At 61.1% G+C, this 13,769-nt stretch carries 16 protein-coding genes; 10 read left to right on the top strand and 6 right to left on the bottom strand.

Annotated elements, in window-relative coordinates; all coding sequences use genetic code 11:
* Positions 1-5 precede the first annotated feature (5 nt).
* The 3 genes from M0746_RS18020 to M0746_RS18030 all read right to left on the bottom strand — a co-directional run bounded on the left by M0746_RS18020 (position 6) and on the right by M0746_RS18030 (position 2,334).
* Complete coding sequence (locus M0746_RS18020) at positions 6-704, bottom strand: segregation and condensation protein A (RefSeq protein WP_172828192.1); 699 nt, start codon at positions 702-704, stop codon at positions 6-8.
* Between the two features lie 123 nt (positions 705-827).
* Complete coding sequence (locus M0746_RS18025; RefSeq protein WP_258450104.1) at positions 828-1,457, bottom strand: L-threonylcarbamoyladenylate synthase; 630 nt, start codon at positions 1,455-1,457, stop codon at positions 828-830.
* Between the two features lie 13 nt (positions 1,458-1,470).
* Entirely contained in the window at positions 1,471-2,334 is an 864-nt protein-coding gene (locus tag M0746_RS18030) for a PHP domain-containing protein (protein ID WP_208938273.1), read from the bottom strand.
* 87 nt (positions 2,335-2,421) lie between these two features.
* Between M0746_RS18030 and M0746_RS18035 the strand changes: the two genes are divergently transcribed.
* From M0746_RS18035 to M0746_RS18060, 6 genes are all read left to right on the top strand, one after another.
* Positions 2,422-3,018 carry a septation protein A gene (locus tag M0746_RS18035; RefSeq protein WP_208938274.1) on the top strand — a complete coding sequence of 199 codons (597 nt, stop codon included), beginning with the start codon at positions 2,422-2,424 and terminating at the stop codon, positions 3,016-3,018.
* 1 nt (position 3,019) lies between these two features.
* A complete protein-coding gene (locus tag M0746_RS18040) occupies positions 3,020-3,319 on the top strand; it encodes a YciI family protein (protein ID WP_258450105.1) in 300 nt (99 codons plus the stop codon).
* Between the two features lie 109 nt (positions 3,320-3,428).
* On the top strand, positions 3,429-3,839 hold the full coding sequence (locus tag M0746_RS18045; RefSeq protein WP_090282308.1) for a translation initiation factor 2: 411 nt from the start codon (positions 3,429-3,431) through the stop codon (positions 3,837-3,839).
* 7 nt (positions 3,840-3,846) lie between these two features.
* A complete protein-coding gene (locus M0746_RS18050) occupies positions 3,847-4,524 on the top strand; it encodes a response regulator transcription factor (protein WP_208938276.1) in 678 nt (225 codons plus the stop codon).
* Between the two features lie 718 nt (positions 4,525-5,242).
* On the top strand, positions 5,243-5,695 hold the full coding sequence (locus M0746_RS18055) for a Spy/CpxP family protein refolding chaperone (protein ID WP_258450106.1): 453 nt from the start codon (positions 5,243-5,245) through the stop codon (positions 5,693-5,695).
* A gap of 179 nt (positions 5,696-5,874) precedes the next feature.
* On the top strand, positions 5,875-7,215 hold the full coding sequence (locus tag M0746_RS18060; protein WP_258450107.1) for a HAMP domain-containing sensor histidine kinase: 1,341 nt from the start codon (positions 5,875-5,877) through the stop codon (positions 7,213-7,215).
* Positions 7,216-7,490: 275 nt separating this feature from the next.
* On the opposite strand, the gene M0746_RS18065 is transcribed toward M0746_RS18060, so the two are convergent.
* Entirely contained in the window at positions 7,491-8,057 is a 567-nt protein-coding gene (locus M0746_RS18065; protein ID WP_258450108.1) for a nitroreductase family protein, read from the bottom strand.
* Between the two features lie 121 nt (positions 8,058-8,178).
* On the opposite strand from M0746_RS18065, the gene M0746_RS18070 reads away from it, so the two are divergent.
* Positions 8,179-9,633, top strand: coding sequence for a TrkH family potassium uptake protein (locus M0746_RS18070; RefSeq protein WP_208938279.1), 1,455 nt, complete (start codon positions 8,179-8,181; stop codon positions 9,631-9,633).
* Here the strand turns inward: M0746_RS18070 and M0746_RS18075 are convergent.
* Positions 9,590-10,651, bottom strand: coding sequence for an AraC family transcriptional regulator (locus tag M0746_RS18075; RefSeq protein WP_222703790.1), 1,062 nt, complete (start codon positions 10,649-10,651; stop codon positions 9,590-9,592). The genes M0746_RS18070 and M0746_RS18075 overlap by 44 nt on opposite strands.
* Before the next feature lie 164 nt (positions 10,652-10,815).
* On the opposite strand from M0746_RS18075, the gene M0746_RS18080 reads away from it, so the two are divergent.
* Positions 10,816-11,127, top strand: a complete 312-nt coding sequence (locus M0746_RS18080) for an Mpo1-like protein (protein WP_208938280.1) — start codon at positions 10,816-10,818, stop codon at positions 11,125-11,127.
* Positions 11,128-11,141: 14 nt separating this feature from the next.
* On the top strand, positions 11,142-11,732 hold the full coding sequence (locus M0746_RS18085) for an HD domain-containing protein (protein WP_258450109.1): 591 nt from the start codon (positions 11,142-11,144) through the stop codon (positions 11,730-11,732).
* 134 nt (positions 11,733-11,866) lie between these two features.
* On the opposite strand, the gene M0746_RS18090 is transcribed toward M0746_RS18085, so the two are convergent.
* Positions 11,867-12,682, bottom strand: coding sequence for a UDP-2,3-diacylglucosamine diphosphatase (locus M0746_RS18090; RefSeq protein ID WP_093103584.1), 816 nt, complete (start codon positions 12,680-12,682; stop codon positions 11,867-11,869).
* Between the two features lie 135 nt (positions 12,683-12,817).
* On the opposite strand from M0746_RS18090, the gene M0746_RS18095 reads away from it, so the two are divergent.
* Positions 12,818-13,582 carry an AraC family transcriptional regulator gene (locus M0746_RS18095; RefSeq protein ID WP_258450110.1) on the top strand — a complete coding sequence of 255 codons (765 nt, stop codon included), beginning with the start codon at positions 12,818-12,820 and terminating at the stop codon, positions 13,580-13,582.
* Positions 13,583-13,769 lie beyond the last annotated feature (187 nt).

The following is a 13,769-nucleotide window of genomic DNA, read 5'->3' on the forward strand; positions in this document are numbered from 1 at the left end:
ACTCGTTATTCGGCTCGGGCTCGCACGTGGATCGCGGCGAACGGCTCATTCTGCACCAGCTCGACCAAGGATTCCTTGACCAGTTCAAGGATCGCCATAAAGGTCACCACCACACCGAGGCGTCCTTCTTCGGCGGTAAACAGCTCGACAAACGGCACGAAACCGCCGCCCTTGAGCCGTTCCAGCACATCGCTCATGCGCTCGCGGGTCGACAGCGCTTCGCGGCTGACCTGGTGACTTTCGAACATGTCGCCACGGCGCAGTACTTCGGCCATGCACATCAAGATCTCTTCCAGCGCCACGTCGGGCAACAGCTTGCGCGCCCGCGCTTCCGGGGCATCGAGCTTGGGCACGATCACATCGCGGCCCACGCGGCTCAGGCCATCGATGCCTTCAGCAGCGGCCTTGAAACGCTCGTACTCCTGCAAGCGCCGGATCAGTTCGGCGCGCGGGTCGTCTTCTTCGTCTTCGACCGTTTCGGCGCGCGGCAGGAGCATGCGCGATTTGATCTCGGCGAGCATCGCCGCCATGACCAGATACTCGGCAGCCAGCTCCAGCCGCACCGATTGCATCAACTCGACATAGCCCATGTACTGGCGGGTGATTTCCGCCACTGGAATGTCGAGGATGTTGATGTTCTGTTTGCGGATCAGGTACAGCAGCAGGTCGAGCGGGCCTTCAAAGGCCTCGAGGAAGACTTCCAGCGCATCCGGTGGAATGTACAGATCCAGCGGCATTTCCATGACCGCCTGGCCATAGACCATGGCAAACGGCAACTCCTGCTGGGCGCCGGCCTGGGGATCGACGACGGTTTCCACTGCGGACATTCAGGCTTCGACCATGAACGGCGTCGGATCGCCGCAACCGACGCGGACCACTTCCGGGTCGTCGCCGGTGAGGTCAATCACCGTGGACGCCTTGATGCCGCCAAAACCACCATCGATGATCAGATCAACCTGATGTTCGAGCAACTGGCGCATTTCGTACGGATCGCTGAGCGGGTCTTCATCGCCGGGCATGATCAGCGTCACGCTCATCAGCGGCTCGCCCAGTTCGGCCAGCAGCGCCAGCGCGATCGGATGGCTTGGCACGCGCAGGCCGATGGTGCGCTTCTTCGGATGCAGCAGCAGGCGCGGCACTTCGCGGGTCGCGTTGAGAATAAAGGTATACGGGCCCGGCAGATGCGCCTTGAGAATACGGAACGTGCCGGTATCAATCTTCGCGTAGTTGCCCAATTGCGACAGGTCGCTGCAGATCAGCGCAAAGTTGTTTTTTTCGTCGAGCTGACGCAAACGGCGCACACGCTCGATGGCGGTTTTGTCGCCGATCTGGCAACCGATCGCGTAGGAGGAGTCCGTGGGATAGATCACCACCCCGCCCTTGCGAATGATCTCGACCGCCTGTTTGATCAGGCGCGCTTGCGGGTTTTCCGGATGGATCTGGAAAAATTGACTCACATTCTCTACCTGTTCAGACGGCGGCAATAACTGGGTCATGTTTGAACCGACACCACAGGGGTGGAAGGTCCTCGGGAACCGGCCGGTACTGGCCGATCTCGGACCAGCCGCCAGGGCCATGGAAGTCACTGCCGGCGCTGACCAGCAGACCGAACTCACGGGCAAGGATCGCCAGGCTGCCCACCTGTTCCGCAGGCTGATAGCCATTGACCACTTCAATGGCATGCCCGCCCGCTTGAATATAGTCGGCAATCAGCTTGCGGCGCTTGCTGCGGGTGAAATCATAGTGCCACGGGTGCGCCAGGCTGACCCAGGCACCGGCGGCGCGCAGCGTGCCGACGGTATCTTCCAGTGTCGGCCAGTGCAATTTGACGTCACCCAGCTTGCCGGCGCCGAGCCATTTGCGAAATGCCTCGGCGCGATCCTTTACAAAACCTTCACGCACCATCCAGTCGGCGAAATGCGGACGGGCCGGGGCGTTGCCGCTGTCGCCCAGTTCCTGCTGGATTTGCCGGGCGCCGTCGAGGGCACCGGGCATGCCCTTGAGGGCGAGCTTGCGGCTTATTTCTTCCGACCGCAGCCAGCGACCATCGTGCAATCTGGCGATCGCTTCGACCAACGGCGCAGCGTTGACGTCGAAACCGTAGCCCAGCACATGAATGGTCGCCCCGCCCCAGGTACAGGACAATTCGACACCGTTGATCAGTTGCATGCCCAGCTCATTAGCGGCCGTGCGCGCTTCGGCGAGGCCCTCGAGGGTGTCATGGTCGGTCAACGCCAGGACTTGCACGCCGTTTTCAAACGCACGCGCAACCAGAACCGCAGGCGCCAGGGCGCCATCGGAGGCCGTGCTGTGGCAGTGCAAATCAACATTCACGGGGAGTTGTAACCTCAAATCAGCTGGCGCTATCGCGCGCCCATATGTTTGTTATTATGCCGCCACATCCAGCTTCTGGCTCTCACTGTGAAACAATTCATCGATTTCATCCCGCTTCTGCTGTTTTTCATCGTTTACAAACTTGATCCCCGGGTCGTCGATATCGCTGGCCAACAAGTGACCGTAGGCGGAATTTACAGCGCCACGGCGATGCTGATCATCAGCTCGCTGGTGGTCTACGGCGCGCTGTTCATCAAGCAGCGCAAGCTGGAAAAGAGCCAATGGCTGACCCTGATCGCCTGCCTGGTGTTCGGCAGCCTGACGCTGGCCTTCCACAGCGAAACCTTCCTGAAATGGAAAGCGCCGGTGGTCAACTGGCTGTTCGCTGCAGCCTTCATCGGCAGCCACTTCATCGGTGACCGCCTGCTGATCAAACGCATCATGGGCCACGCGCTGACCCTGCCGGATCCGGTCTGGACGCGCCTGAACATCGCCTGGATCGGGTTTTTCCTGTTCTGCGGCGCGGCCAACCTGTTCGTCGCCTTCACCTTCCAGAGCATCTGGGTCGACTTCAAGGTGTTCGGCAGCCTGGGCATGACCGTGCTGTTCCTGGTCGCCCAGGGCATCTATCTGTCACGTCACCTGCACGACGCCGATACCACAACACCAAAAACCGAGGACTGACATGCTCTACGCCATCATTGCCACCGACGTCGCCAACTCGCTCGAAGCTCGCCTGTCCGCGCGCCCGGCGCATCTGGAACGCCTGCAAGCGCTCAAGGGCGAAGGCCGCATCGTGCTCGCCGGCCCGCACCCGGCGGTCGACAGCAATGATCCGGGCGCAGCGGGTTTCACCGGCAGCCTGATCGTCGCCGAATTCGACTCGCTGAGCGCCGCGCAGGCCTGGGCGGACGCCGATCCGTACATCGCCGCTGGCGTCTACGCCAATGTCGTGGTCAAGCCGTTCAAGCAAGTCCTGCCTTAAGCCTGCCCCCGCGCGATGAACCTTGTCGGTTCATCGCGTTCTCAATCGCTCATTATTCTCGTTCGCCTGCCGACAACCTGCCCAATATCCATTGCAAACAGGTGTCGCGATGCGCAAGGGTCCGTTGTGTCTGATGTGGGTCACGTTGTCGATCATGGCGCCCGCCCATGGTGAGGAAATCACTGATGGCGGCAGTTCCACGCCATTTTCGCTGAGTGCCGGCAGCCAGATCACCGAGTTGCAGCAGCGCCTCAAGGCCAGCGAGCAACAACGAGAAGAACTGAGCAAACAACTGCAAAATGCCGACAACACTCGTGAAAGCGCCCAGCTTGCCCGGTTGCGCCAGGAGAACCAGCGCCTGAAGCTGCAACTCAAGGAAGCGCAGGCCAGTCCGCTGCCGCGTTTGCTGACCGATCAGCAACAGTGGTTCGTCACGGGCGCGGGGGTAGCGCTATTGGCGCTGCTCTGCGGTATCTTTGCCAGTGGAGCAAGCCGAAAACGTCGGCAATGGCTAAATTGAGTGAGTCATGAGCGAGCTGTTATTGATTGATGATGACCAGGAGTTGTGCGAACTCCTGAGTAGCTGGTTGAGCCAGGAAGGCTTCCAGGTGCGCGCCTGCCACGATGGCCAGAGTGCCCGCAAGGCCTTGGCTGAAACCGCTCCGGCGGCGGTGGTGCTGGACGTGATGCTGCCCGACGGCAGCGGTCTGGAACTGCTCAAGCAATTGCGCAACGATCACGCCGATCTGCCGGTGCTGATGCTCTCGGCCCGCGGCGAGCCGCTGGACCGCATTCTCGGTCTGGAACTGGGCGCCGACGATTATCTGGCCAAGCCTTGTGATCCGCGCGAACTCACTGCACGCCTGCGCGCCGTGTTGCGCCGCAGTCACCCGGCCGCGGTGTCGACGCAGCTTGAGCTGGGTGATTTGAGTTTCAGCCCGGTGCGCGGTGTGGTCAGCATCGATGAAAAAGAGCAGACCCTCACCGTCTCTGAAAGCCGTTTGCTCGAAGCCTTGCTCAAGCAGCCTGGCGAGCCGCTGGACAAGCAGGAACTGGCGCAGATCGCCCTTGGCCGCAAGCTGACTCTGTATGACCGTAGCCTCGACATGCATGTCAGCAACTTGCGCAAGAAGATCGGCCCTCACCCGGACGGACGGCCGCGGATCGTTGCGTTGCGGAGTCGGGGTTATTACTACAGCCTTTGAATCGGCGCTCGTGGCCTGAGCTGGCGATGGTTTTTGTTTGGTTGGGGTTTTGGGGGCATATCCGTTGTTTCGAGTGTGGCTGCTGGCGGTTTCGCCCTTACGGCGAGTCCCTTTTTCAGACGCCAAAAAGGAACGAAAAGGCTTTGCTCCTGCGTTCGGCCCTCGCAAGCTCGGGTCCCTTCGCTCCGGGATCGATCCGGGCGCAGCGGCTACGGTTTGCTTCGCTGCACCTCCTTCCGCTGTGTCTGGCTGCGCCAGACGGTCGCTGCGCTCCCACGCCCGGATCAATCCCTCCACTCAGCCTTCCGATGTCGCTGGTTAGGCAAGATCAAGATCAAGGGCACTCGAGCTAACGCTCATTGTTGAGTGGTGAAGAGCGGAGCGGTTGGCTTGGGATTTGTGGTGGATTTTCCCCTCACCCCAGCCCTCTCCCCCTGGAGAGGGAGCCGATTTTGGTTGGCTTTGAAAATTTGTGTTCGACTCGGTGTTGCACGTGGGCGTAGCTCTCGCATCCCGCACGGTCAGTCCCCTCTCCCTCCGGGAGAGGGCTAGGTGAGGGGCTTTTGACGTTGCTTTAGATCTTCAAGCCCCCGGGTATGTCAGCTCGATGACAAAGCGTCTTTACCCAAGCTTTACGCTGCCCTGACCGCCGCTGACCTTGATCTGCGTAATCTGCACTCATCCGGAACGTACCGGGAACGAGACAAGGAGATACACCATGCGCAAGACTCTTATCGCTCTGATGTTCGCTGCCGCTCTGCCAACCGTGGCCATGGCCCTGCCACAGGACGGGGGCCCGATGGGTGGCCCGCTTGACGGTCCGCGCCACGGTGGTCAGATGCACGGCGGCATGCATGGCAAGGGCCCGTACAGCCAGCTCGACCTGACCCGCGAACAGCGCGAGCAGATCCGCAAGATCATGGGCGAGCAAATGCACGAGCGTAAGCAAGTGGTCGACAAGTACCTGGCAAAACTCTCGCCGGCGGATCAGAAAGCCATGAAGGACGAGATTGCGGCCAACCACAAGAAAGCCGAGTCCGATGTTCGTGCCCTGCTGAAACCGGAACAACAGAAGCAGTTCGACGAGATCCAGAAAAAGCGCGCTGAACGCCGTGCCGAGTGGGCCGAGTTCAAAGCGTGGAAAGCGCAGCAGGCGCAAAAAGCGCAATAATGGTTTGACCCTGGGCCCGACGGCTGACCCCGTCGGGCCTGTTCCATTCAAATCGAATGTGGGAGCGAGCCTGCTCGCGAAGGCGGTGTATCAGCCAGAGATGTATTGACTGACACTACGCCTTCCGCGAGCAGGCTCGCTCCCACATTTGATCGGTGTGTTTGTTTTGAGGACTTTCTGTGCGTTCACTGTTCTGGCGTATTCTCGCGAGCTTCTGGCTGGCTATTGCTCTGGTCGCGGGGCTGTCGATTCTGCTCGGGCACATGCTCAACCAGGACGCGTGGATTCTCAGCCGCCATCCCGGCCTCAATACCCTGGCCAGTGAATGGACGCAAACCTACGAAGCTCAGGGCGAGGAAGCCGCGCAGAACATTCTCGAACAGCGCAAGCGCCAGTATCACATCGACGTTCAAGTGCTCAATGAAACCGGCGATCCGGTCGTACGCGGCACTTTCCCGCGCCGCGCCGCCGCGTTCGAAGCGCGGCAGAACAACGACGACCGCCGCTTGCCGTGGCGGCGCCTGACCGATGAAATCACCAGTGAAAAAACCGGTGACACCTACCTGTTCATCTACCGCATACCCCACCCGGAACTCGATGCCTGGCACCGCGAAAGCCTGCTCTGGCCGTTGAGTGCGCTGGGCATCGCGTTGGTCGTGCTGACCCTGTTCAGTCTGCTCGTGACGTTCTCGATCACCCGCCCGCTCAGCCGTTTGCGCGGTGCGGTGCATGATCTGGGGCAAACCACCTATCAACAAAACAGCCTGGCCAAACTGGCTAACCGCCGCGATGAATTCGGCGTCCTTGCCACCGACTTCAACCGCATGGGCGCGCGTTTGCAGAGCCTGATTGGCAGTCAACGGCAATTGCTGCGCGACGTGTCCCACGAATTGCGTTCACCGCTGGCGCGGCTGCGCATTGCCCTGGCGCTGGCCGAACGGGCGAACCCGGAAGAAAGGGAAAAGCTCTGGCCACGGCTGACCCGCGAATGTGATCGGCTGGAAGCGTTGATCAGTGAGATTCTGGTATTGGCGCGGGTCGACGCCGACAACGCCAGTGCTGAAGAGGTCGACCTGAATGCCCTGCTCGGTGCCTTGCAGAAGGACGCGCAGCTGGGCTCGCCCGAGCAGACCGTGCGCCTGGAGGCTGAGCCGCAGCTGAACCTGAAAGGCTGGCCGACGATGATCGAGCGTGCGCTCGACAACCTGCTGCGCAATGCTCAGCGCTTCAATCCGCCGGAGCAGCCGATTGATTTGCAGGCTTGGCGTCAGGGCGAGCGGATTGTCATCAGCGTGCGCGACCATGGGCCGGGGGTGCAGGCTGAGCATCTGAGTCAGTTGGCCGAGCCGTTTTACCGGGCGCCGGGGCAGACGGCCGCGGGACATGGGCTGGGGCTGGCGATTGCCAAGCGGGCGGCGGAGCGGCATGGCGGCACGCTGACGCTGGCCAATCATCCGCAGGGCGGGTTTGTCGCGAGTCTGGAATTGCCGCTGGTGCCTGGGGCGGTGGTGCAGCCCTGAAAGCTACCCTCACCCCAGCCCTCTCCCGGAGGGAGAGGGGGCTGACCGAGGCGTCTTACGTTCCACGTCGACCTGATAAACCGAGTCGATTCTGGATTCGCAGAAACAACACTTCCTGCGTCTGAGTCGATTATGGATTCGCGGAAACAACACGTCCTGCGCCTGAATCGATTGTGGATTCAGCGAAGACGGCTCATTTCGACGTAGTTCTATAGCATCCCCCAATCAGTCCCCTCTCCCTCCGGGAGAGGGCTAGGTGAGGGTGCTCTTGATCTTCAGGCGTTACCGGGCCAGGCACTGACGAACTGACTCAGATCAACCTTCTCCGCCACCCGCGGTTCTTTCTGCGGGGTGCCAAGGTACAAGAATGCGATGACTTCTTCGCCTTCTGCCAACCCCAAGCCTTTTGCCACATGACTGGAATACGCCAGATCCCCAGTCCGCCACACCGCACCAATCCCCTGCGCATACGCCGCCAGCAAAATCCCGTGCGCCGCGCACCCGGCCGCAAGCAATTGCTCGGCTTTGGGGTATTTGACGTGTTCCTGCAGTTTCGCAATCACCACCACCACCAGCGGCGCCCGCAGCGGGCCGTTGCGGGCCTTGTCGATCATTGCTTCGGTGACTTCGCCGGCCTGCATTTGCGCAGCTTCGGCCAGCAACTCACCCATTTGCTCACGCGCGGCGCCTTCAACGGTCAGGAAACGATACGGCTGCAGATGCCCGTGATCCGGCGCGCGCAGGGCGGCGCCAAACAGGGCTTCGCGCTGCTCGGCAGTGGGGGCCGGTTCGACCAGGCGGGGAACGGAAACACGGTTGAGCAACGCGTCGAGAGCCTGCATCGGCCACCTCCTTTGAAAAATGTGCGGCTATTCTAGCTTTAACTGCGCAGCGCCTGCCGGTTTACATGCCCTGCCCCGCGGGTAGAATGGCGCCCTTCCCCCATCAGCCCGAGCGGATTTCATGGCGTTGCCGACCTTACGGACCATTGGTTTCATCATCGGCATTTTCCTGATAACCCTGGCTGTGGCCATGGTCGTGCCGATGGCCACGCTGGTGATTTTCGAGCGCACCAGCGACCTGCCGTCGTTCCTCTGGGCGAGCATGATCACCTTCGTCGCCGGCCTCGCACTGGTGATTCCCGGCCGTCCGGAACACGTTCACCTGCGCCCGCGAGACATGTATCTGCTGACTGTCAGCAGTTGGCTGGTGGTGTGCATTTTTGCCGCACTGCCGTTTCTGCTGACCCAGCACATCAGCTACACCGACTCGTTCTTCGAAAGCATGTCGGGCATCACCGCCACCGGTTCCACCGTGCTCAACGGCCTGGACACCATGTCGCCGGGGATCCTGATGTGGCGCTCGCTGTTGCACTGGATCGGCGGCATCGGCTTTATCGGCATGGCAGTGGCGATTCTGCCGCTGCTGCGTATCGGCGGCATGCGCCTGTTCCAGACCGAATCCTCGGACCGTTCAGAGAAAGTCATGCCGCGCTCGCACATGGTGGCGCGGCTGATCGTGGCGGCTTACGTCGGCATCACTATCCTCGGCAGCCTGGCGTTCTGGTGGGCGGGGATGAGCCCGTTCGATGCGATCAACCACGCGATGTCGGCGATCTCCACCGGCGGTTTTTCCACGTCCGACCAGTCGCTGGCGAAATGGACGCAGCCGGCGGTGCATTGGGTGGCGATTGTCGTGATGATTCTCGGCAGCCTGCCGTTCACCCTGTACGTGGCGACCTTGCGCGGCAATCGCAAAGCGTTGCTCCGCGACCAACAAGTGCAGGGTTTGCTGGCGATGTTGCTGGTGACCTGGCTGGTGCTCGGCACCTGGTACTGGTGGACCACCAAGCTCCATTGGCTCGAAGCCCTGCGGCATGTGGCGCTGAACGTGACCTCGGTGGTCACCACCACCGGTTTTGCCCTCGGCGACTACAGCCTGTGGGGCAATTTTTCGCTGATGCTGTTTTTCTATCTGGGCTTTATCGGCGGCTGTTCCGGCTCGACGGCGGGCGGGATCAAGATTTTCCGCTTTCAGGTCGCCTATATTCTGCTCAAGGCCAACCTCAATCAGCTGATCCACCCACGAGCGGTGATCAAGCAGAAGTACAACGGCCACCGCCTCGACGAAGAGATCGTGCGCTCGATTCTGACTTTCTCGTTTTTCTTCGCCATCACCATCTGCGTGATCGCCCTGCTGCTGTCCTTGCTCGGCGTCGACTGGATGACCGCGCTGACAGGCGCCGCCAGCACCGTGTCCGGCGTTGGCCCGGGCCTGGGTGAAACCATCGGCCCGGCTGGCAACTTCGCCACCCTGCCGGATGCGGCCAAGTGGATTCTGTCGGCGGGCATGCTGCTCGGCCGACTGGAGATCATTACGGTATTTGTGCTGTGTATTCCGGCGTTCTGGCGTCACTGACCGCGTTTGTTGCCTGCAGCAACCGCGTCCGGTAGTCGCCGGGCGTGGTGTCGAACCAGCGACGGAAAGCGCGAAAGAAGTTGCTCGGATCGGCGAAGCCCAGCAGGTAGGCGATTTCCAGCAAGGTCATGCTTGGTTGCGCCAGATACTGTTCAGCGAGCTCGCGGCGAGTGTCATCAAGCAACTGCTGAAAACTGGTGCCCTCCTCCTGCAACCGGCGCTGCAAGGTGCGCTGCGACAGATGCAGGGTCTGCGCCACGGTGTCGCGCTTGGGCTCGCCCTGCGGCAGCAAGCGGCACAGCACCTGGCGCGCCTTGTGCGTCACGCGGCTCTCGGAAAACCGCGCCAGATATTCCCCGGCAAAACGATCATGCAGCAACGCCATCGCTTCGTTGGCGGTGGGCAGCGGCGCTTCCATGTCGGCGCGCTTGAAGATCAGCGCGTCGTACGGCGCGTTGAACACCAGCGGCGCGTGGAAGGCTTGTTTATAAGGTTCGAGATCGGCGGGCTGGTCGCCCTGCACCAACACTTTGACCGGATGCAGCGGGCGCCCGCTCAGCCAGCCGCACAGGGCCAGTGCACAGGCCAGCGAAGCTTCGGCGCTTTGCCGGGTCGGCGGCAGATGATCGCCGTGCACCGTCAGAATCAGTCCGTAACCTTCATCGAGCAGACGAAAACTCAGGTCGGCGCTTTCGGCGATGATGCGCTGATAACGCACCAGCCGTTGAAAACCTTCGGCCAGGGTATTGCTCGACATCAGCGCATAACCGGCGACATGAAACGAGGCCGGTCGCACCACCTTACCCATGTTCAGGCCGATCGCCGGGTTGCCGGACAGGTCGACCGCGCGTTGCCAGAGCCGGGTCATGGAGTCTTGCGTAAAACGCGCATCCGGATCATCCAGCGCTGCGTAATCGAGCCCCAGTTGCTTGAACAGAACCCGGCAATCCAGGCCGTCCATCTCCAGCGCTTTGACAATCCCCATCGCCCAGCTTGCAGAAGTCGTTCGTTCGCTCATGGCGTTTTTCTTATACATGATGGGCCGCATGTTACGGCCCGATTTGCGAAGGATACTAAAGTGGCGCCGATTGTCACTGGCCCACCCCCATGATCACTCTAGACTCAAATACGCTACCCGCCGCACAACTCGTCGCCAGAACAATAACCACAGAGACCGCAGTCGTGGAAAACGTAAAGCAATTCAACAGCTTCGCCGAGTTCTACCCGTATTACCTCGCCGAGCACAGCAACAGCACTTGCCGCCGCCTGCATTTCATCGGCACTTCGCTGGTGATCTTCATTCTCGCCCTGAGCATCGCCAAAGGCGCGTGGCTGCTGTTGCTGGCCTTGCCGCTGGCCGGTTACAGCTTCGCCTGGGTCGGGCATTTCTTCTTTGAAAAGAACCGACCGGCGACTTTCCAGCATCCGTTGTACAGCCTGCTCGGTGACTTCGTCATGTACCGCGACATGATTCTGGGTCGCGTAGCGTTCTGAAGGAGGGTCTGCCCATGAATGCCACTGCCCGCTTTACCCACATGAAAGACGGCACTGAGGAAGACTGGGCGATCATCGCCACGGATTTCAGTGCCTACGCCAGGCAATTGCCGGCACGGATCGTCGCCCATCTGAAATTGCTCGAAGGCGACTTCGGCGGCTTTCCGGTGGATCGCCTGACCCACTCGCTGCAAACCGCGACCCGTGCGTTTCGTGATGGCCGCGATGAGGAATATGTGGTCTGCGCGCTGCTGCATGACATCGGCGACACCCTCGGCTCGTACAACCATCCAGACATCGCTGCAGCGATTCTCAAGCCGTTCGTCAGCGCCGAAAATCTGTGGATGGTCGAGAAGCATGGGGTATTTCAGGGGTATTACTTCTTTCATCACCTGGGCATGGATCGGCACCTGCGTGAGCAGTTCAAGGAGCATCCGCAGTTTCAGGCGACGGCCGAGTTCTGCGCCAAGTACGATGCGGCGGCATTTGATCCGGCGTATGACACGCTGCCGTTAAGTTTCTTTGAGCCGATGATGGAGCGGCTGTTTGCGCAGCCGAAGAACTCGATCTACAAAGCCGCAATGGAAGAACACACCACGGTTTGATGTTGTTTGTTCTGACCCCATCGCTGGCAAGCCAGCTCCCACAGAGAATTGGATCTCTCACACATTTTGTGTGCACCCAGGAACCCTGTGGGAGCTGGCTTGCCAGCGATGAGGCCCTCTCAACCACCCGAGAATCAGGCGAGTTCGGTGACCTTTGCCGCCTTGAGCTGCGCCTCGCGCGCCTGCGCATCCGCCAGCCGGTACAGCTCGATCGTGCCATCCCAGTGCTCGATCAACGCCGTGCACGATTCCACCCAGTCGCCGCAGTTGAGGTAATCCACCTCGCCCACTTTACGAATCTCGGCATGGTGAATGTGCCCGCAGACCACGCCATGCAACTCGCGCTTCACGCATTCATGGGCGATCGCTTCTTCGAAGTCGCTGATGAAACTCACCGCGGTCTTGACCTTGTGTTTCAGGTACGCCGACAGCGACCAGTAGCCATAGCCATAACGCGCCCGCCAGTGGTTGAGCCAGCGATTGAGTGTCAGGGTGAATTCGTAGGCCGAGTCGCCGAGGAACGCCAGCCAGCGGTGGTAACGGGTGATCACGTCGAACTGATCGCCATGAATCACCAGCAGATGACGACCGTCGGCGGTGACGTGCACCGCCTCGTCGACCAACTGGATATTGCCCAGAATCAGTTTCGAATAGCGGCGCAGGAATTCGTCGTGGTTGCCGGTGACGTAGATGACTTCGGTGCCGCGCTTGCTCATGGTCAGCAAGCGGCGGATCACGTTGGTGTGCGCCTGCGGCCAATACATGCCGCCGCGCAGTTTCCAGCCGTCGATGATGTCGCCGACCAGGTAGATCTTGTCGGCGTGATAACCCTTGAGAAACTTCGACAAGTGTTCCGCCTGGCAATCGCGCGTGCCCAGATGCACGTCGGAAATCCAAAGGGTTCGCACCCGTTGCTTGCGGCTGGGTCTGGCGAGCTCGGCGCTGGTCATGGACAACCCTCTGCGATGTTTTCGCCATCGTGCACCGGCCCGGTGAATCGACCATGACAAGCGCAAGTCAGTCCTGTGACAACGCATCCTGATGGCGGCGGTGTAGACTGGCGGCCACTGCGGAGACTGCCTGCCATGCGACCGATCCTCACCTTGCGTCACTACACCCACGACCTGATCGTGCACATTCACGACCACGCGCAATTGGTATTCGGGCTGTCCGGTGCGCTGGATTTCGAGGTTGAAGGTTGCGGCAGCCAGGTGCGCCAGCAAAGCTTTGTGGTGATCCCGACCGGCGCTCATCACGCCTGTGGCAGCCCCGGCGGCAGCCGCTGTCTGGTGCTCGACGTCCCCGACGGAGGGTGGCTGACGGATTCGCTCGGTCAGCATGCCGACGCCAGTCGCCGCATGCTCGATCAGCCGGGGCGGTTGTCGCTGGATGCGGGACAAAGCCAGTTGGTCAGTTGGCTGGCAAACAGCCCGGTCGCCGATCCGTTGATTGCGCAACAAGGCGCGGTGCTGCTGCTGGCCAGCCTGAACCACGCGCGGCCTGCCGAACTCGCCGCTCGTCGCCTGCCCTATGCCGCGCTGGATGCGCATATCGAGCAATACGCCGCTTATCCGCTGCAAGTCGCCGACCTGGCACGGGTTGCCGGGTTGTCCAGCGCACGGTTGCATGCACGCTTCATGGCTGAGTGCGGGCAGACGCCAATGGATTACATCCGCAGCCGGCGCCTGCATCTGGCGGTGCAATGGCTGCGCGACACACCGCTGCCGATCGGCGAAATCGCCAGCCGTGTCGGCTATGCCTCGCAGAGTGCCTTTTCTGCTGCGGTGCTGCGTGAGTTCGGCGCTTCGCCGCGTCAGTTGCGCCGCGACTCCTGCGACAAAAGTCGCTAGCCTGGCGACAGATTTACCGGGCGATCCGCGGTTCAATGCAGTAGCTGCCGCAGATGATTGATCGTTCCCACGCTCCTGCGTGGGAACGCAGCCCGTGACGCTCCGCGTCACTGGACGCAGAGCGTCCCCGGAGGCATTCCCACGCAGAGCGTGGGAACGATCAAGTCCCACCTATTTGAAATAAAAG

Source organism: Pseudomonas sp. S11P7, assembly GCF_023195435.1.
GTDB lineage: Bacteria > Pseudomonadota > Gammaproteobacteria > Pseudomonadales > Pseudomonadaceae > Aquipseudomonas > Aquipseudomonas fluorescens_G.

Coding starts and splice junctions, on each gene's coding strand:
- M0746_RS18040 (WP_258450105.1), top strand. CDS start 3,020: ATGCTCTACGCCATCATTGCCACCGACGTCGCCAACTCGCTCGAAGCT.
- M0746_RS18045 (WP_090282308.1), top strand. CDS start 3,429: ATGCGCAAGGGTCCGTTGTGTCTGATGTGGGTCACGTTGTCGATCATG.
- M0746_RS18050 (WP_208938276.1), top strand. CDS start 3,847: ATGAGCGAGCTGTTATTGATTGATGATGACCAGGAGTTGTGCGAACTC.
- M0746_RS18055 (WP_258450106.1), top strand. CDS start 5,243: ATGCGCAAGACTCTTATCGCTCTGATGTTCGCTGCCGCTCTGCCAACC.
- M0746_RS18065 (WP_258450108.1), bottom strand. CDS start 8,057: ATGCAGGCTCTCGACGCGTTGCTCAACCGTGTTTCCGTTCCCCGCCTG.
- M0746_RS18070 (WP_208938279.1), top strand. CDS start 8,179: ATGGCGTTGCCGACCTTACGGACCATTGGTTTCATCATCGGCATTTTC.
- M0746_RS18075 (WP_222703790.1), bottom strand. CDS start 10,651: ATGAGCGAACGAACGACTTCTGCAAGCTGGGCGATGGGGATTGTCAAA.
- M0746_RS18085 (WP_258450109.1), top strand. CDS start 11,142: ATGAATGCCACTGCCCGCTTTACCCACATGAAAGACGGCACTGAGGAA.
- M0746_RS18090 (WP_093103584.1), bottom strand. CDS start 12,682: ATGACCAGCGCCGAGCTCGCCAGACCCAGCCGCAAGCAACGGGTGCGA.
- M0746_RS18095 (WP_258450110.1), top strand. CDS start 12,818: ATGCGACCGATCCTCACCTTGCGTCACTACACCCACGACCTGATCGTG.